The organism is Micromonospora sp. KC721 (assembly GCF_004348355.1).
GTDB lineage: Bacteria > Actinomycetota > Actinomycetes > Mycobacteriales > Micromonosporaceae > Micromonospora.
The window spans coordinates 1-15036 of sequence record NZ_SMJY01000015.1; the positions used below are offsets into that span (position 1 = coordinate 1).

14 protein-coding genes are annotated in these 15036 nt (G+C 73.8%); 3 read left to right on the plus strand and 11 right to left on the minus strand.

The annotated features are described in order from the left end of the window. From E1182_RS04650 to E1182_RS04675, 6 genes are all read right to left on the minus strand, one after another. On the minus strand, positions 1-908 hold a 908-nt coding region (locus E1182_RS04650; RefSeq protein ID WP_207921269.1), incomplete at its 3' end, for a type II secretion system F family protein. Next, a complete protein-coding gene (locus tag E1182_RS04655; RefSeq protein WP_132261383.1) occupies positions 860-2392 on the minus strand; it encodes a CpaF family protein in 1533 nt (510 codons plus the stop codon). The genes E1182_RS04655 and E1182_RS04650, both read right to left, overlap by 49 nt. A gap of 101 nt (positions 2393-2493) precedes the next feature. Next, positions 2494-3294 carry a ParA family protein gene (locus E1182_RS04660; RefSeq protein WP_132261384.1) on the minus strand — a complete coding sequence of 267 codons (801 nt, stop codon included), beginning with the start codon at positions 3292-3294 and terminating at the stop codon, positions 2494-2496. 2 nt (positions 3295-3296) lie between these two features. Continuing rightward, positions 3297-3947, minus strand: coding sequence for an SAF domain-containing protein (locus E1182_RS04665; protein ID WP_132261385.1), 651 nt, complete (start codon positions 3945-3947; stop codon positions 3297-3299). Further along, positions 3944-4903, minus strand: coding sequence for a hypothetical protein (locus E1182_RS04670; protein ID WP_132261386.1), 960 nt, complete (start codon positions 4901-4903; stop codon positions 3944-3946). Before E1182_RS04670 ends, E1182_RS04665 begins: the two co-directional genes overlap by 4 nt. Next, on the minus strand, positions 4897-5460 hold the full coding sequence (locus tag E1182_RS04675; RefSeq protein ID WP_132261430.1) for a hypothetical protein: 564 nt from the start codon (positions 5458-5460) through the stop codon (positions 4897-4899). Before E1182_RS04675 ends, E1182_RS04670 begins: the two co-directional genes overlap by 7 nt. A 435-nt stretch (positions 5461-5895) precedes the next feature. Between E1182_RS04675 and E1182_RS04680 the strand changes: the two genes are divergently transcribed. Next, positions 5896-6678: an A24 family peptidase gene (locus tag E1182_RS04680; RefSeq protein ID WP_132261387.1), complete on the plus strand. Its 783-nt coding sequence runs from the start codon at positions 5896-5898 to the stop codon at positions 6676-6678. On the opposite strand, the gene E1182_RS04685 is transcribed toward E1182_RS04680, so the two are convergent. Then, on the minus strand, positions 6679-7299 hold the full coding sequence (locus E1182_RS04685) for a phosphatase PAP2 family protein (RefSeq protein WP_132261388.1): 621 nt from the start codon (positions 7297-7299) through the stop codon (positions 6679-6681). It lies immediately after the preceding gene. Between the two features lie 168 nt (positions 7300-7467). Here E1182_RS04685 and E1182_RS04690 point away from each other — a divergent pair, with 168 nt between their 5' ends. Next, complete coding sequence (locus E1182_RS04690; RefSeq protein WP_132261389.1) at positions 7468-9822, plus strand: glycoside hydrolase family 65 protein; 2355 nt, start codon at positions 7468-7470, stop codon at positions 9820-9822. Positions 9823-9872: 50 nt separating this feature from the next. Further along, complete coding sequence (locus E1182_RS04695; protein WP_132261390.1) at positions 9873-10358, plus strand: GNAT family N-acetyltransferase; 486 nt, start codon at positions 9873-9875, stop codon at positions 10356-10358. 336 nt (positions 10359-10694) lie between these two features. On the opposite strand, the gene E1182_RS04700 is transcribed toward E1182_RS04695, so the two are convergent. The 4 genes from E1182_RS04700 to E1182_RS04715 form a co-directional block, all read right to left on the minus strand. Continuing rightward, the gene (locus E1182_RS04700) at positions 10695-11279 is read right to left on the minus strand and encodes an FHA domain-containing protein (RefSeq protein WP_132261431.1); all 585 of its coding nucleotides are present in this window, start codon (positions 11277-11279) and stop codon (positions 10695-10697) included. Then, positions 11279-13084 (minus strand): serine/threonine-protein kinase, encoded by a 1806-nt coding sequence (locus E1182_RS04705; protein ID WP_132261391.1) that lies wholly within the window; start codon positions 13082-13084, stop codon positions 11279-11281. The genes E1182_RS04700 and E1182_RS04705 overlap by 1 nt, the downstream gene beginning before the upstream one ends. A gap of 124 nt (positions 13085-13208) precedes the next feature. After that, positions 13209-13637 carry a hypothetical protein gene (locus tag E1182_RS04710; protein ID WP_132261392.1) on the minus strand — a complete coding sequence of 143 codons (429 nt, stop codon included), beginning with the start codon at positions 13635-13637 and terminating at the stop codon, positions 13209-13211. A 223-nt stretch (positions 13638-13860) separates the two neighbouring features. Next, on the minus strand, positions 13861-15006 hold the full coding sequence (locus E1182_RS04715; protein ID WP_165942510.1) for an ROK family protein: 1146 nt from the start codon (positions 15004-15006) through the stop codon (positions 13861-13863). Between the last annotated feature and the right edge of the window lie 30 nt (positions 15007-15036).

Here is a 15036-nt window from a genome sequence, read left to right on the forward strand (position 1 = left end):
GGCAGGAAGCGGGCCGGCGGCGGGGGCTGGCTCATCGCGCGCACCCAGACCAGCAGCCCGATGAAGGCCGCGCAGAGCACCGCCATCACCAGTTGCCCGACCACCGTGCCGTACGGGCGGATGTAGTCGGTGTTCAGCAGCCCGTACCCGAGCACCACCAGGGTCATCCCGGTGAGGAAGCGGACGGCGAACCTCGGCTGGGTGCGCTTCGCCTCCACCTCGCGGCGGGTGGCCACCTCGGCGGCGGCGGCCGAGGCGATCGCCCCGAGCACGTCACCGAGGCGTTCACCCCGGTCGGACAGGTGCAGGATGAGCGCGGCCACCACCTGGTCGCAGACCGGGTCGCCGATCTCGTCGGCGAAGGCGAGCAGCGCCGCGCGGGCCGTCCAGCCGGCCTGCAGCCGGGCGGCGAGCAGCCGTACCTCCTCCTGGATCTCCTCCGGGACGGTGGCGATGGTGTTCACGATGGCCGCCTGGAGGCCCTGCCCGGTGGCGGTGACGTCCTTGAGTCGGCGGGTCCACTCGCCGACCGCCTCGACCCGGGCGATGGCCCGCTCCTCGGCCTTGCCGACCGCGAAGAGCCAGGGCACGCCCGGCACCGCCGCGGCCACGATCAGGCCCACCACCGGCAGCCCGGTGAGCAGGAAGGCCAACGCCCCCGTTCCCGCCGCCACCGCCAGCCGGGCCTGGTGCAGCCGTCGCTCGCGTCGGCCCGATCTGGGCCAGAACCGACGCAGCCCACGGCCGGCGCCCGGCCGGGACCGGGCCGGCGGGCGGGTGCCGGTGAGCGCGACCACGGCCAGCACCAACCCGGCCACGCAGGCCGCGCCGGAGACGACGGCGATCAGCTCGATCGGGTTCATCGCCGGACCACCGGACCGAGGCGGCTGTGCCGGGGGCGACGCCACGCGCCGGCGCCCGCCTCGATGAACCGGCTGAGCAGTCGGGCGTCGTACCCGACCCGCAGGAGCTGGTCACGGATGCGTTCGGGCAGGTGGCGGGGGATCGCCCGGCCGTCCGGGCCGGGACCGAAGATGGAAGTGGTGATGATCCGGCTGCCCTCGCCGACCCCGATCACCTCCTCCACGTGGGAGACGAAGCGGTGCTTGCGCCCGCCGATCGCGGTCTCGTCCTCGACGGTCACGTAGACGATCAGGTCGAGAGCGTTGCCGGCCATCCGGCGGGCCTGGTCGACCGTCATCTCCCGGCCGTGGGCCAGCGCCAGCTCGATGATCCGCTCGCTCACCCCGGCCGGGGTACGGGCGTGGATGGTGCACATCGACCCACGGCTGGTCGTCATCGCCTGGAGCATCGGCACGATCTCCCGGGACCGCACCTCACCCACGATGATCCGTAGCACGCCCATCCGCAGCGACAGCGGGATCAGGTCGGCGATGCTCACCTCACCGGCCGGTCGGCCGTCCAGACCGCGCTCGCCGTGCCCCTCCCGGGCCTCGAAGCTCATCACCGCCCGGTGCTTGTGCCCGCGCCGGGCGGGCAGCAGCTCCCGGCTCTCCTCCAGCAGCACGTACGGCTCGTCCGGCGGGATCTCGTCCATCAACGCGCGGATGACGGTGGTCTTTCCCGCCCCGGCCAGCCCGGCGACCATGATGTTCAGCCCGGCCCGCATCGAGGCGCGCAGGAAGTCCCGCAGCAGCGGGTCGATCATCTCGTCCAGGTCGGCCCGGGTGCCGCAGATGTCCTCCAGGCTGACGTCCAGCGTGTTGTGCTTGCGGATCACCGCGTACGGGCGGTGGCTGACCAGGAACACGGCCGCGAGCCGGCTGCCGTCGGGCAGTTGCAGGTCCAGCGTCGGTTTCGACGTCGACAGGGACCGCTCGGTGGCTCCCGCCCGGCGGGCCGCCGCCTGGAGGATCTCCACCAGTTCCTCGTCGCTGTCGGCGATCGGTTCGGCCCAGTCCACGCCGCCGCCGTGCCGGGTGATGCGTACCTGGTCGCAGCCGAGGATGTGCACCTCCTCGATGGAGTCGTCCACCAGCAGCGTCTGGAGCCGACCCAGGCCGACCAGTTCGGCCGTGACCTGGTCGAGCAGGAGCCGTTCCTCATCGGCGGTGAGCGGGGTGCCGGCGCGGCGTACCGAGTCGGCGTATCCGGAGACGACGGCGACGGCGAGCCGCGCCCGCTCGACCTCCTCGGCATCTCCGTCGAACTCCCGGCCCCGCTGCCAGTGGGTGAGCCGTTCGCTCAGTTCCCGGCGCAGCTCGCGGACCACCGCGAAGTCCACCTTGGGTCTAGGCGGCGGAGCCGGCGTGGGCGGCGGTGGGACCGGCGGCGCGGGGTGGTGGCCGTTGGCCGCGGGCAGCGGCGGCATGGTGGACGTCGCCCCGGGCTGCTGGCCACGGGGGTCGTGGTGGACCGGCTCAAACCGCATGGCGTGCCTCCCGTCCCCGCCGCGCCGGCACCGGGCGGTGTGCCGGTCGGGCCTGCCGTTCCCGGCGCGCCGGGGACGGACGGTGCCCGGGCTGGACCGGCTCACACCGCATCGGGCACCTCCTGGTTCGCGGGCCAGGCCAGCCGGGCCCGCCGGCGGTCCAGCAGGGCCCGGATCGGTGCCTCCAGCCCGGCGGCGGCGCGCATCAGCGGCCGGTTGCCCCGCACGGTGCCGCCGAGGCTGAGCACGTCGGCGGTACGCCGGTCCTCCGGCAGTCGGGCGATCACCGGCACCCGCAGCGCCTTGGCGATCTCGCCGGTGCCGTGGCCGTCGCCGACCGGCAGCAGCCGCAGCGTGTCCGGCGCCACCCGGTGTGCGGCGAAGTCCCGTTCGATGGCCCGGATCGTCGGCCGGGCCGCGGACAGCTCCGGCAGCCGCGCCCGGGTGACCAGCAGCACCACCGCGGCGGCGCGCAGCAGCGGCCAGGGCGGGTTGCCGACCTGGAGTCGGCCGCAGTCGACGAGCACGTCGTACGGGGGGCGACCCTTCTCCAACTGGTCGAAGAAGTCGGCGAAGCGTTGCCAGAGCGGGGTGACGCTGCCGGCCTGGGCCGGGTCGACCACGCCGGGCAGCAGCAGGCGTTCCCGCTTCGGGGCGTCCAGATCGACCAGTTGGGACCAGAACGCTGTCTCCAGGCTGCCGTCGCGCAGCTCGCCGACGGCGAGTTCGCCGATGCCCCGCGGCCCGTCGAGCGCGCCGCCGAGGTAGCCGGCGAGGATCGTCCCGCCGGACGGATCGCACTCGGCGAGCACCAGCCGTCGCTGCCAGCTCAGCGTGCAGGCCAGCGCCGTGGTGGTGGCACCGGGCGAGCCCTTCGCCGAGACCAACGCGATGATGGCCATGGTCAGGCCGCCTCGACCAGCACCAGGGCGATCCGCTCCTGGGCGGCGAGCACCACCACCGCCGGTACGTCCCGGGCGGGCAACGCCAGGTAGACCACCACGTCGTCGTTCTCGGGGGTGCTGGTGTCGATGACCGTGCCGGTGAACCGGGTGCCGGGTGCCTGGCTGTCGTCGTTGTCGGCCGGGGTGCTGACCAGCAGCACCTTGTCGCCCGGGTGCAGCTTGCGGGCCGGTACCCGGCTCGGGTCGAGCCCCAACGCGATCTGTTGCTGCCCGGGGCCGAGCAGTGGGGCGTCGGTGAGCTGGTCCATGGTCAGCAGGGTGCCGGGGACCAGCCCGACCGCGGCCCGCTTGCCGACCACCTCGTCGAGTCGTTTCGCGGGCACCGGCGACAGCCCGGCACCGCCGGAGACCTGCACGCTGACCAGGTCGTCGGCGCTGAGCGTACGGCCGACCTCGACCGGCCGGGCGACCGCCAGGTAGCTGCCGGTGGCGCGGACGGAGGTGACCGCGAAGGCCGCGCCGAGGCCGCCGAGCGCGATCAGCAGCACCGCCAGCCCGAGCAGGCCGGGGCGGGTACGTCGCTGCCGGACGACCTTGGGTGGGGCGATCGGGGCGTCGACCGGAACGCCGTCGCGGGTGACCAAACTCATCGGGTTACCACCTGAAGCTCGTCGATCTCGATGGGAATGGTCCCGCTGGTCCGGGTCTGCGGGATCACGCCGCTCTCGCCACCGCCCTGCCAGCTCACCGACCAGTACGTGGTGGCGCTGACCTGGTAGGTGTCGGCCTTCGGGTAGCCGGAGTCGTAGCCGCAGTCCGGCGAGGGCTTCCCGGCGCGCGGGCCCTTCGGGTCGTACGGGGTGCCCGGGCCGGTGCAGGTGACCTTGACGTCGTTGCCCATGTTCCAGACGATCCGCTCGAACTTGGCGGTGAGCGTCACCATGAGGCCCCGGTCGGAGTCCCTGGCCTCGATCGGCCCGAGGTACTTCGCGCGTTCGCCGGGCTCGTCGGTGGGGAGCACGAGCCACATCCAGACCGGCAGGCCGACCAGGCCGGGGCCGGTGTCGCGGCGGGGCGCCACCGCGATCGGGGGCGGCAGCAGGGAGAGTCGGGCCAGCACCCGGCGGGCCAACTCCTCCGGGTCGGGCGGCGCGCCGAAGCCGGGCGGCGGGGCCTCCAGCAGCACCGGGTTCTGCTGGCCCTGGTCGCCGCCGTTGCAGGTCTGGAGGTACCACACGCTGCCTTCGGGCGCCTCCCTCTGCGGCTCAAGGAGCTTGTAGTAGCAGCCGTCGGCGTTGTTGAACCAGCCGAGGAACTCGTCGTAGCAGGCCACCGGCCTGCCGTTCCACTGGCACCTGGCGGCCGGCGGCTTCTCACCGCCACCGTTTCCGCCGCCGGGGTCACCGGGATCGCCCGGGTCGCCCGGGTCGTCGCCCCAGATGGAGCAGTCGTTCTGCCCGGGTGGACAGTCGGGCGCTCGCGCGGCGGCGGACGGCGGCGGCACGAGCGCGGTGACCAGCAGCGCGAGCAGCGTGCCGGCGAGCAGCCGGTGGGACGCCCCGGTCCGCGGTCGGGCCGGGCGGCGGCCCTTTTTCCAGGTCAGCACGGCTGGTCCTCGTGGGCGGTGCCGGCGGTGATCAGCCACCGGCCGTCCGGGTAGCGGGTCGCGGTGGCGGTGGCCAGGTGCCGGCTCCCGCCGGAACCGGGCACCACCCGCTTGTCCTTGGCGTACACCAGCCGGTAGTCGGTGGCGTCGAGGCAGTCCTGGATGTCGACGGTGGGCGGGGTGGCGGCCAGGTCGACCGCGACCACCGTGGGGTCCGAGCGGAGCGTCCCGGTGCGGACCGCGCCGTGCCGGCGAGCCCGGTCGATCACCACCCGGACCCGGGTGAGCAGGGGATCGGCCAGGAACCGGGCGAGCGCCGGGTGGCGCGGGTCGCCGGCCCGGCTCGCCTCCCGCGACGCGTCCAGATACCCGGCGTACGCGGTGAGCGCCGCCTGCTCGGCGGCCCGCTCGTCGACGCTGGGTTGCCGGCTGTCGGCGGCGGTGCGGACGGGTGGCCCGCCGGCCGGTTCCGGCCCGCCGCCGCAGCCGGCGGCGGCCCCGGCCACCGTGGCGATGACCAGGGAGGCGGTCCATTGGCGGGGATGCCGTGTACGCATCGCCATGCCCTCCTCGGTGCCGCCCGTCGGCCCGACGGTGCGGGCCTGCGGGCAATGCGGCAGGTGCGCCCGATCATGTCGGTCGGTGCTGCCACATCTACCTGTGCTGATCTGGGTGAGATGTCGAGCGGAAGGGTCGTGCCGGTCGGCGGGGTTGCACCCTACTCAAGGGGCGAGCATAGGCTGACGTGCGCCGATGCAACAGAGGCAATCGAATCGAACACGCTGGGTGATCGTTGGAGGTGATCAGGGGTGGACGGTGTCGACCGGGACCGCTCCCGGGCTCTGGCGGCAGCCGGCGAGCGCGCCGCCGCCGCCGGACAGTCGGTCGAGCACCCCGATCGGGTGACACCGCCTGCGAAAATGTCCCCTCCCGATGGAGGCGGCTCGATCCGTTCGTCCGATGACAGATGCGCCGGAGGCGATTCCCCGCAGATGGGCAGACCGGCCTCCGGTGCCCGGCCGAGACCCGACCGATACCCGACACCACGGCCCACGTCACGCTGCGTACGCACCGTCGCCGCCCTCGCCCTGACCCCGCCGTTGCGGCTCGCCGTGGCCCGACACGCCGTACCCGCCGGATCGGCGCCCCGCACCGGCTGTGACCGCTGCGGCACGACCCTCGCGGTGGGCGGGGCGGCGCTCGGGCCGGCGGCCCGGTGCCCGGGCTGCCGGGCGCGGGTCGGGGCGCCCCCCGGCAGCGTCGAGGTGTGCCTCGTGGTGGCCCTGGCGGTCCTGATGCTGGTCGACGCGACCCTCGCCGAGCGGGCCGCGATCGCCTGGTGGCTCGGCTGGGCGATCCCACTGGTCCTGGTCGACCTGGCCGTGCACCGGTTGCCGGACCGGCTCACCGGGCCTGCCACGGCGGGGGTGCTGGCGCTGCTCGGGCTGGCCGCGGCGACCGGTTCCGGCATCGACCCGTGGTGGCGCGCGGTGGCGGCCGGTGCGGGGCTCGGGTTGGCGTTCGCCGCCACCACGCTGCTGCTCGGCCGGCGGGGTTTCGGCCTGGGTGACGCCAAGCTGGCGGTGGGGGTGGGTGCGCTGCTCGGCTGGTACGGCTGGCCGGTGCTGCTCGCCGGTCTGGTGCTGACCTTCGCGTCCTCGGCGGTGACCAGTCTCGGACTACTGCTGGCCCGCAAGGTGACCTGGTCGAGCCACCTGCCCTTCGGGCCGTTCCTGGTGCTCGGCACCGGTGCCGCCCTGCTCCTGGCGCGCTGATCAGCGGCGGTCGGCCACCGCCGGGATCCGGCCGGAGTCGGCGGCGCGGCGGGCCAGCAGGTCGGCGGCGGGACGGGCGGCCAACCGGGTGACGGCGAGGGTCACCAGCGCGCCCAGCAGCAGCCCGACGGCGACGTCGTGCGGATAGTGCACGCCGATGAACACCCGGGAGAACGCGGCGAGCAGCGCCAGGGGTGCGGCGAGCAGGCCCAGCCGCCGGGAGAGCAGCAGGGTGGCCACGGCGAGTGCGCCTGCGATGGTGGCGTGGTTGCTGGGGAACGACCAGTCCCCGACCGGAGGGCACTGGCCTGCCACGATCCGCGCCACCTGCCGGCAGGGCCGGTCCTCGTCGAAGACCGTCTTCAACCCCTCGCTGCACACGTACGACAGCACAACGGCGACCGGCGCGACCAGCGCGACCGCCCGCTCCCCGGGCCGGCCACGGCGCAGCCGGGGCGCGGCGGCCAGCAGGAACAGCGCCCCGAGGAGCAGGACCGCCGCCTCGGTGAAGTGCCCCGCGAACCACTGCACGGGTGGTGGGGTGGAGTCGGCGACCTCGACGATGTCGTGGTACCACTCCAGGCTGACGTCGGGAACATCCACCGGGCCGGTCTGCATCATCCATCACCTCACCAACCGTTCATACCCCGTTTACCTGCGCGAAAGCTGCGAATCACCGAAGCCGGGCGGACCGTGCGACGGGCGCGGGTTCGATCCCACCTTCGGCTCGACGGTTCCGCAGCCATCAGGCGGATTCGGTCACCCGCCGGAGTGGGTAACGCAGGAGCCGTGCAGCAGAACGAGACCTGGCTGATCCGCCGGACACAGAAGGACCTGGATCGGCTCGGCGAGATTGAGTCGATCTTCGCGCTGGGCAACGGCTGGGTCGGCTGGCGCGGCATCCTCGACGAGGGCGAGCCGGTCGAGATGCCGGGCAGCTACCTCAGCGGCTTCCACGAACAACGCGAACTGGCCTACCCCGAGAACGGGTACGGCTTCCCGCAGCGCAGCGACACCGTGGTCAGCGCGCCGAACGCGGCCCTGATCAGGCTCTGGGTGGCCGGCGAACCGCTGGACGTGCGCACCGGCACGGTGCGCACCCACGAGCAGGTGCTCGACCTGCGGGCCGGCGTGCTGCGGCGGCACACCGAGTGGGTCTCCCCCGCCGGGCACGCGGTACGGATCCGCAGCACCCGGCTCGTCTCACTGCCCCGGCGCGCGGTCGCCGCCGTCCACCACGAGGTCGAGCCGCTCGGCGACGACCCGGTGGAGCTTCGCCTCTGCTCCGACGTGCAGGCCAACGAGCGGATACCGGAGCGCTCCGACGACCCGCGCGCCGCCACGATCATCCACGACCCGCTGATCCCCGAGCTGCACCGCTCCGACGACTGCTCCGGGGTGCTGGTGCACCGCACGGAGCGCAGCGGGCAGCGGGTCGCCGTCGCGGTGACCCACCGGATCGCCGTCCCCGACGGCCTCACCAGCCGGGGCGACAGCACCGACGACCGTCTCCGGACCTGCGTCGAGGGCCGGATCCGTCCGGGCGACCGGCTGCGCATCACCAAGTTCGCCGCGTACGAGTGCGCGCCGGTCGACGGCACGCCGCCCGCCGACCTGGCCGCTCTGGTGGCCGGCGAGGCGGCCGACGCGCGGAAGCACGGCTTCGACGCCCTCCTCGCCGACCAGCGGGCCACCCTCGACGCGCTGTGGCAGACCGCCGACGTGGAACTCGACGGGGATCCCGAGCTCCAGCAGGCCGTCCGGTTCGCCGTCTTCCACCTGCTCCAGGCCGGCCGGGCCGACGGTGACCGAACCATCCCGGCGAAGGGCCTCACCGGCAACGGGTACGACGGCCACGTCCTCTGGGACACCGAGAGTTACGTGCTGTCGGTGTTGACGTACCTGGCACCGGAGGTGACCCGCGCCGCGCTGCGCTGGCGGCACGCCCACCTGCCCGAGGCCCGCGAGCGCGCCCGCGAGCTGAAACTGCCCGGGGCCGCCTTCCCGTGGCGGACCATCGGCGGCCGGGAGTGCTCCGGCTACTGGCCCGCCGGCACCGCCGCGCTGCACGTCAACGCCGACATCGCCGACGCGGTGCTGCGGTACGTCGCGGCCACCGGCGACGAGCGGTTCCTCGTCGAGGCTGGACTGGAGCTGCTGGTGGAGACGGCCCGGCTGTGGCACGGCTTCGGGCACTGGTCGGACGACGGCGCGTTCCACGTCACCGGGGTCACCGGCCCCGACGAGTACGCCGCCCTGGTCGACGACAACCTCTTCACCAACCTGATGGTCCGGCACACCCTGCGCGGCGCGGCCGACGCCGCCGAGCGGCACCCCGAACGTGCCGTCGAGCTGGGTGTCGAGGCCGCCGAGATCGCCGGCTGGCGGGCCGCCGCCGACGCGGTCGCCATCCCGTACGACCCGAAGCGCGGCGTACACCAGCAGTCGGCCGGCTTCACCACCCAGCCCGAGTGGGACTTCGCCGCGCTCGGCGACGACGACTACCCGCTGCTGTTGAACTTTCCCTACCTGGAGCTGTACCGCAAGCAGGTGGTCAAGCAGGCCGACCTGGTGCTGGCCATGCAGCGGTGTCCCGGCGACTTCACCGCCGAGGAGAAGGCCCGCAACTTCGCCTACTACGAGGCTCGCACCGTCCGCGACTCGTCGCTGTCGGCCGGCCCGCAGGCGGTGCTCGCCGCCGAACTCGGGCACCTGGACCTGGCGTACGACCTGTTCGCCGAGGCGGCCCTGCACGACCTGGCCGACCTGGGCGACAAGACCAGCGACGGGCTGCACCTGGCCGCCCTCGCCGGTGCCTGGACGGCGGTGGTGGAGGGCTTCGGCGGGCTCCGCGACGACCGGGGCGAGCTGTCCTTCGACCCTCGTCTGCCGACCCGGATCCACCGGCTCGCGTTCGGGCTGCGCTGGCGCGGGCAGCGGCTGCGGGTCACCCTCACCCCAGGCGAGGCCCGCTACGAACTGCCCGACGATCCGGACGGCGAGGTGACGCTGCGGCACGCAGGTGAGCCGGTGACGGTCACCGGGACGGCTCCGGTGACCCTGCCCATGCCACCGGTACCCGACTTCGGTCCGGAGCCACCGTCACCGCCCGGACGCCGTCCGCAGCGCCGCAGCGCCGGCTGACGGTGATCCGCTCGGCGTCGACGCCCGTGCCGGACGAGTACCCTGACCGGATGCCCGACCTGGAACGGCTCGCCGACCGCCACGCCGCCGCGCTGCTCCGTTTCGAACGGGACAACCGCGCCTGGTTCGCGCGGACCATTCCAGACCGGGGTGACGGCTACTTCGCCGGTTTTGACGCGCGGCACGCGGCGCTCCTCGCCGAGCAGGCCACCGGCGGGTGCCACTTTCACGTCATGGTCGACGACGACGGTGCGGTGCTGGGCCGGTTCAATCTGGTCGACGTCGTCGACGGCGGCGCCGAGCTGGGCTACCGGGTCGCCGAGCGGGCCGCTGGCCGTGGCCTCGCCACGGCGGGTGTACGGCAGGTCTGCGACCTCGCCCGCGACGAGTACGGCCTGACCCGGCTGACCGCCGTCACCACACTGGACAATCCCGGCTCGCTGGCCGTCCTGCGACGCACCGGGTTCACGCCGGTCGGCGAGCTGCTACTCGACGGCCGGCCGGGGTTGCGCCACGTGCGGGAGCTGGGCGACTGACGCCGCCGTCCGTCCGGATCCGCGTACCGCCACCGGTGACCGGAGCGGAGAACCTCCCCTTTCCGACACCTGCCGGCGCCTCATCCAACCTGGTGTGATGTTCGGTGGATGGCCCCGGTCGCGTCCTCGGGCCGGGTCGTCCGGGGCAGGCTGTCTGCCGCGCACTCCGCGTCGGGGGCAGGACCACCCCGCCGTCGTCGGGACACGACGCGCACACGAGGAAACGGGGGGTGTGTGCCCTCCGGGTCCGGGTCCACGCGACCCGGACCCGGAGGGCACACACGCAGGCCGAGCGACCCGGGGCGGCATCCCGACCACCCGGGGGGTCGCCTTGCGTCAGGTCCCGACCGCGCCCCGGCGGACCACCTCACCGGCCAGCCGGGCCCGCCGCCGGTCGTCGTTGGTGACCAGCCCGAACTTGTCGTACAGGTTGGCCAGGTGCTTCTTCACCGCGCTCTCGCTGACGCCGAGCGCGGTGGCCAGCGCCCGGACGCTGGGCGGCTCGGGGAAGGCGGTGCCGCCCTCGACGTACGGTCGGCAGAGCACCTCGATCAGCTCCTGCTCGCGCCGGGTCAACGGCGGAGGCGGTGAAGGTGGTTCCAACCCGACGGTACGGGTGCCGCTGAGGTGTCCGGGAGCGTGGAAGACCAGCCGGGCCGGGCCGATCTCCACCCGGTCACCGTCGCGCAGCAGCCGCGACTCACGCAGTGGGAACCCGTTGACCCTGGTGCCGTTGGTGCTGCCCAGGTCGCGGATCGTCCAGCCGGGCGGGAACCGTTCGACCAGCGCGTGCAGGCGGGAGACCAGCTTGCTGTCGACGGTCAGCTCGTTGCCGGGCGCACGGCCGACGGTCAGCGCGTCGGCGGTCAACGGCACCAACCGCAGCGGGCCCAGACCGTGGATCTCGAAGTATCCGTCCATCACCGGTCGCAGTGCGGCTCGGTGGTCGCGGTGGTGACCATCCTGGTCCGGTCGGCGGTCACCGTCGCCGTCGCGCTGGTGCACCCACCCGCCCCCCGGTACGGCTCGGTCCACAGCTCGTACGGTTGGCCCACCGCCCGTCGTGGCGCCACCGGCCGGTCGCCGCGTACCGACAGGTCCACCGTCCAGGTGCCGCCGTCGGCGGCGACGTTGTCCCGGTACTGCTTCCACACCCAGATGTACGCCATGCTCGCCCGGCAGCTCGGCGACCAGTACTGCTTCACGGAGATCGCCTTCAGGCCGCCCGCGTGCCCGTAGGCGGACGTGCCGATTTGGTAGGCGTCGGCGTAGCAGGAGCCTGGCGGGGCGTCGTCGCGGCTGGCCGGTCGCGGCCGGCCGGTTCCGGTCACCGGGACGGTGAGCGTTCGGCCGGCCGTGTCGAACGCCACGGTCGCCCGGACGGGGCCGGCGGCGCGGGGCACGGCGACCAGGCGCACCTCGCACCGGCTGCCCGGGGCCAACGGGTGCGGGCTGCACCCGTCCGCCACCAGCCGCAGCTCGTCACGGGACGGCCCGGTCAACGTCACGCCCGCCATCCGCAGCGGCCGGTCCGTCCGGTTGCGCACGGCCAGCGTCCGCTCGGGTGACTCGACGTGTAGCTCCAGCTCGCCGAGGACCACCGCGGACGGCAGCTCCACCGGGTCGGGCACCGGCAGGGCCTCGGAGTACCCGGTGGCCAGCACCGCCGCCAGGGCGGTGAGCAGCCCCAGCGAGCGGACCAGCGCGTGCCGGCTCACCCGGGCGGGTGGCGGCGCGACGGTGGCCGACAGGGCCAGGGCGGCCCGGCGGCGCTCGGTCAGGGACAGCGCCGCCGGGGGGCGGTCCGGGTCCGGCGTGTCCGGTGCGACGCTGTCGCCGCCACCGAGGACGAACGGGCTGACCGGCACACCGGCCGCCGCCTGCGTGGCGCGTAGCTCGTCGGCGAACGCGGCGGCCGTCGCGGGCCGGTGGGCCGGGTCCTTCGCCATCGCCCGTTCCAGTGCGGCGCACACCTCGTCGGGTACGCCGAGCGGTCGCAGGTCGGGCACGGGGTCGACGGCGACGCGGCGCAGCAGGGACGCCAGCGGCTCCCCGGGGGTCGGAGCGAAGGCGGGGGCGCCATGGATCCAGTGCAGCACGGTCGACGCGAGGGCGTAGACGTCCGCGACCACCGAGGCGGGTTCACCGCGCAGCACCTCCGGCGCGGTGTGCAGGACACTGGCGGTGACCCGCCCGCGCGGGTCGGTACGCCCCGCGGAGAAGGGCCGGGCCTGTCCGAAATCGGCCAGTTTCAATTCGCCGTACCCGGAGACCAGGATGTTCTCGGGTTTCACGTCGCGGTGCAGGACATCGGCCCGGTGGGCCGTCTCCAACGCGCCGGCGATCGCGATCCCACCGGCGACGGCCTCCCGCCAGTCACCCGGTGTGCCGGCGCGCAGTCGGTCGCCGAGGGAGCCGCCCTCCTCGTACGCCATGAGCAGGTACGGATTGCCGGCGGTGGTCCGGCCGGCCTGGTGCAGGGTGACGATGTGCGGGTGACCGGAGAGCTGGCCCAGCGTGCGCAGTTCGCGCTCGAAGCGGGCCCGGGACGGGCCGTGCCAGTCGGCGGCAAGCACCTTGACCGCCACCCAGCGGGAGAAGTCGGGCTGCCAGGCCCGGTAGACCACGCCGAACCCGCCCCGCCCCACCTCGACGGCGTCGGTGCAGCCGTCCACCCCGAGGGCGCGACCGCGCCCGGGGTCGACCAACTGCTCGTTGTGGACCATCGCCGGTGAATGCTACCGAGGGGCGGTGATCCTCCCGTCGTCCGGCGCTGCGGTCAGGCTGGCCCGTGTGGCACGAAGAGCCCGCCGGAGAGGCATCCGACGGGCTCGGGTCGTGACGACCAGGTCAGCAGACCTTGCTGGTGGAGCCGCCCGTGCTGTTCAGGTAGCCGGTGACGTGGGTGCAGGACCGGGCCGTGTCGGCCGGCGGGCCCCACAGCTCCGCCCGGGTCGTGTTGTCGAGCCGGGCCGCGCCGTAGTCGTTGCCGCTGTCACTGTGGTTGACCACGTGGACGTACAGATCCCAGTTGGAGTGGGTGTTGCGGTACTGCTCCCAGACGTAGATGTAGGCGTAGTTGTAGCCACAGCCGTAGAACTGCTTCACCGATGCGGCCTGCATCCCGCCCATCGTCAGCACCCGGGTGGTGCCGATCTGGCTGACGTTGCCGCAGCTCGGCGGCGTGCTGGCCATTGCCGGGGCGGCGTCGACCAGCGTGATGGTGCCGGCGGCGAGGAGCGCGCCCGTGGCGGCGAGGGTTCGACGGAGTATCGACATGTCAGCCTGCTTTCCGTGGTGATGTGTCGTCCGTGAGAGAACCAGGGCGCGGAGGCGGCCGACAGGTGACGAAGCGGGGACGTTTTCCTCCCCCTTGTGGGGGCCGTGCTCGGCCCAGGTGGGATACGGGCGTCGGGCGAGAGCTACTGGTCATGCGCGAACGCTGACCGGCCCGCGCGGCCCGGACCGGCCGACAGGCGCTGAGCTGCTGGCCGCCTTCACGCTACAGCCGCGTTCGCAGCCACTCGGGGTTCAAAACGGCGTCGAAGGCGATTTCGGCCGCGCCGCGCAGCGGGCCGAGTTCGCCGACCGTCCCGGCCAGGATGCGCGGCGGCCGGGCCCGCCGGAACGCCATCAGTCCTTCGGCGCAGGCGCGTTCGATCAGGCTGCGCCGCAACCGGATCAGCTCCACCCCCAGTCCGGAGAGCGTGATCGCTTCGGGGTCGAGGGCGTTGGTCAGCGCACCGAGCCCGCGTCCGAGGGCGACCGCGTTGTCGTCGACCGCCCGGCCCGCCTCGGCCTCGCCGGATTCGGCGCGGGCCAGAATCTCCCGGCCCAGTGCCCGCCCGGTTCCGTAGCCGGATTCCCGGCCGAGTCGCCGCAGCAGCGCGTTGGTGCCGACGTCCAGGCTCCAGCAGCCCCGAACACCGCACATGCACCGCAATCCCGAGCCGGTGAGCGGCAGGTGCCCGAACTCCCCGGCGATGTTGTGTGCGCCGCGCTGGGCGTCGCCGCGCAGCAGCAGGGTCCCGCCGATGTCGAAGTCGATGTGGAAGTGCAGCGCGGTCCCCGTTGCCCGCAGCGCTCCGCGCCTGGCTTCGGCGAGCCCGGCGAGCCGGGCGTCGTTGTCGACGACCGTCGGCGGCCAGTCGTCGCCGATATGCTCGGCGAGGTCCACGTCGTCCCAGCCCAGATGGGAGATGTGCAGGCGGCGGCCGTCCTGGATCGGCCCGGCGATGGCGATGCCGAGCGCGGCGAGCCGGTCGCTGGCGTGTCGCCGTATCGCCCGGCCGATGTCGTCGAACACCGCCGGTGTCCGGTCGTGCTCGCCGCTGTCCAGTGCGGTGAGCCGCCCCCCCAACTCGATCCGCGCGAGGGTCCAGGTGTCCTCGCGGATGTCCGCGGCGAGGGCGACGGGCCCGTGCGGGTGGGGAAGTAGCAGCGTCGTGGGTCGGCCCCGGCCGGTGACCTGTGCGGGAGCCTCGTGCAACAGCCCGGCGGCCGCCAGCTCACCAACGAGGGCGGCGGCGGTGTTGCGGCCGATGCCCAGTAGTCGGGCGACGTCGGCGCGGGTGGGTGGCGCGTCGGCGTCGTGGACGGCGCGCAGCAGGCGAGCCTGGTTGTGTACGCGCAGGTCCGCGCTCGTCATGGTCTGTGGCATGGCAGGCGGTTCCTCCTC

Coding starts and splice junctions, on each gene's coding strand:
- E1182_RS04655 (WP_132261383.1), bottom strand. CDS start 2,392: ATGCGGTTTGAGCCGGTCCACCACGACCCCCGTGGCCAGCAGCCCGGG.
- E1182_RS04660 (WP_132261384.1), bottom strand. CDS start 3,294: ATGGCCATCATCGCGTTGGTCTCGGCGAAGGGCTCGCCCGGTGCCACC.
- E1182_RS04665 (WP_132261385.1), bottom strand. CDS start 3,947: ATGAGTTTGGTCACCCGCGACGGCGTTCCGGTCGACGCCCCGATCGCC.
- E1182_RS04675 (WP_132261430.1), bottom strand. CDS start 5,460: ATGCGTACACGGCATCCCCGCCAATGGACCGCCTCCCTGGTCATCGCC.
- E1182_RS04680 (WP_132261387.1), top strand. CDS start 5,896: ATGGGCAGACCGGCCTCCGGTGCCCGGCCGAGACCCGACCGATACCCG.
- E1182_RS04685 (WP_132261388.1), bottom strand. CDS start 7,299: ATGATGCAGACCGGCCCGGTGGATGTTCCCGACGTCAGCCTGGAGTGG.
- E1182_RS04695 (WP_132261390.1), top strand. CDS start 9,873: ATGCCCGACCTGGAACGGCTCGCCGACCGCCACGCCGCCGCGCTGCTC.
- E1182_RS04700 (WP_132261431.1), bottom strand. CDS start 11,279: ATGGACGGATACTTCGAGATCCACGGTCTGGGCCCGCTGCGGTTGGTG.
- E1182_RS04705 (WP_132261391.1), bottom strand. CDS start 13,084: ATGGTCCACAACGAGCAGTTGGTCGACCCCGGGCGCGGTCGCGCCCTC.
- E1182_RS04710 (WP_132261392.1), bottom strand. CDS start 13,637: ATGTCGATACTCCGTCGAACCCTCGCCGCCACGGGCGCGCTCCTCGCC.
- E1182_RS04715 (WP_165942510.1), bottom strand. CDS start 15,006: ATGACGAGCGCGGACCTGCGCGTACACAACCAGGCTCGCCTGCTGCGC.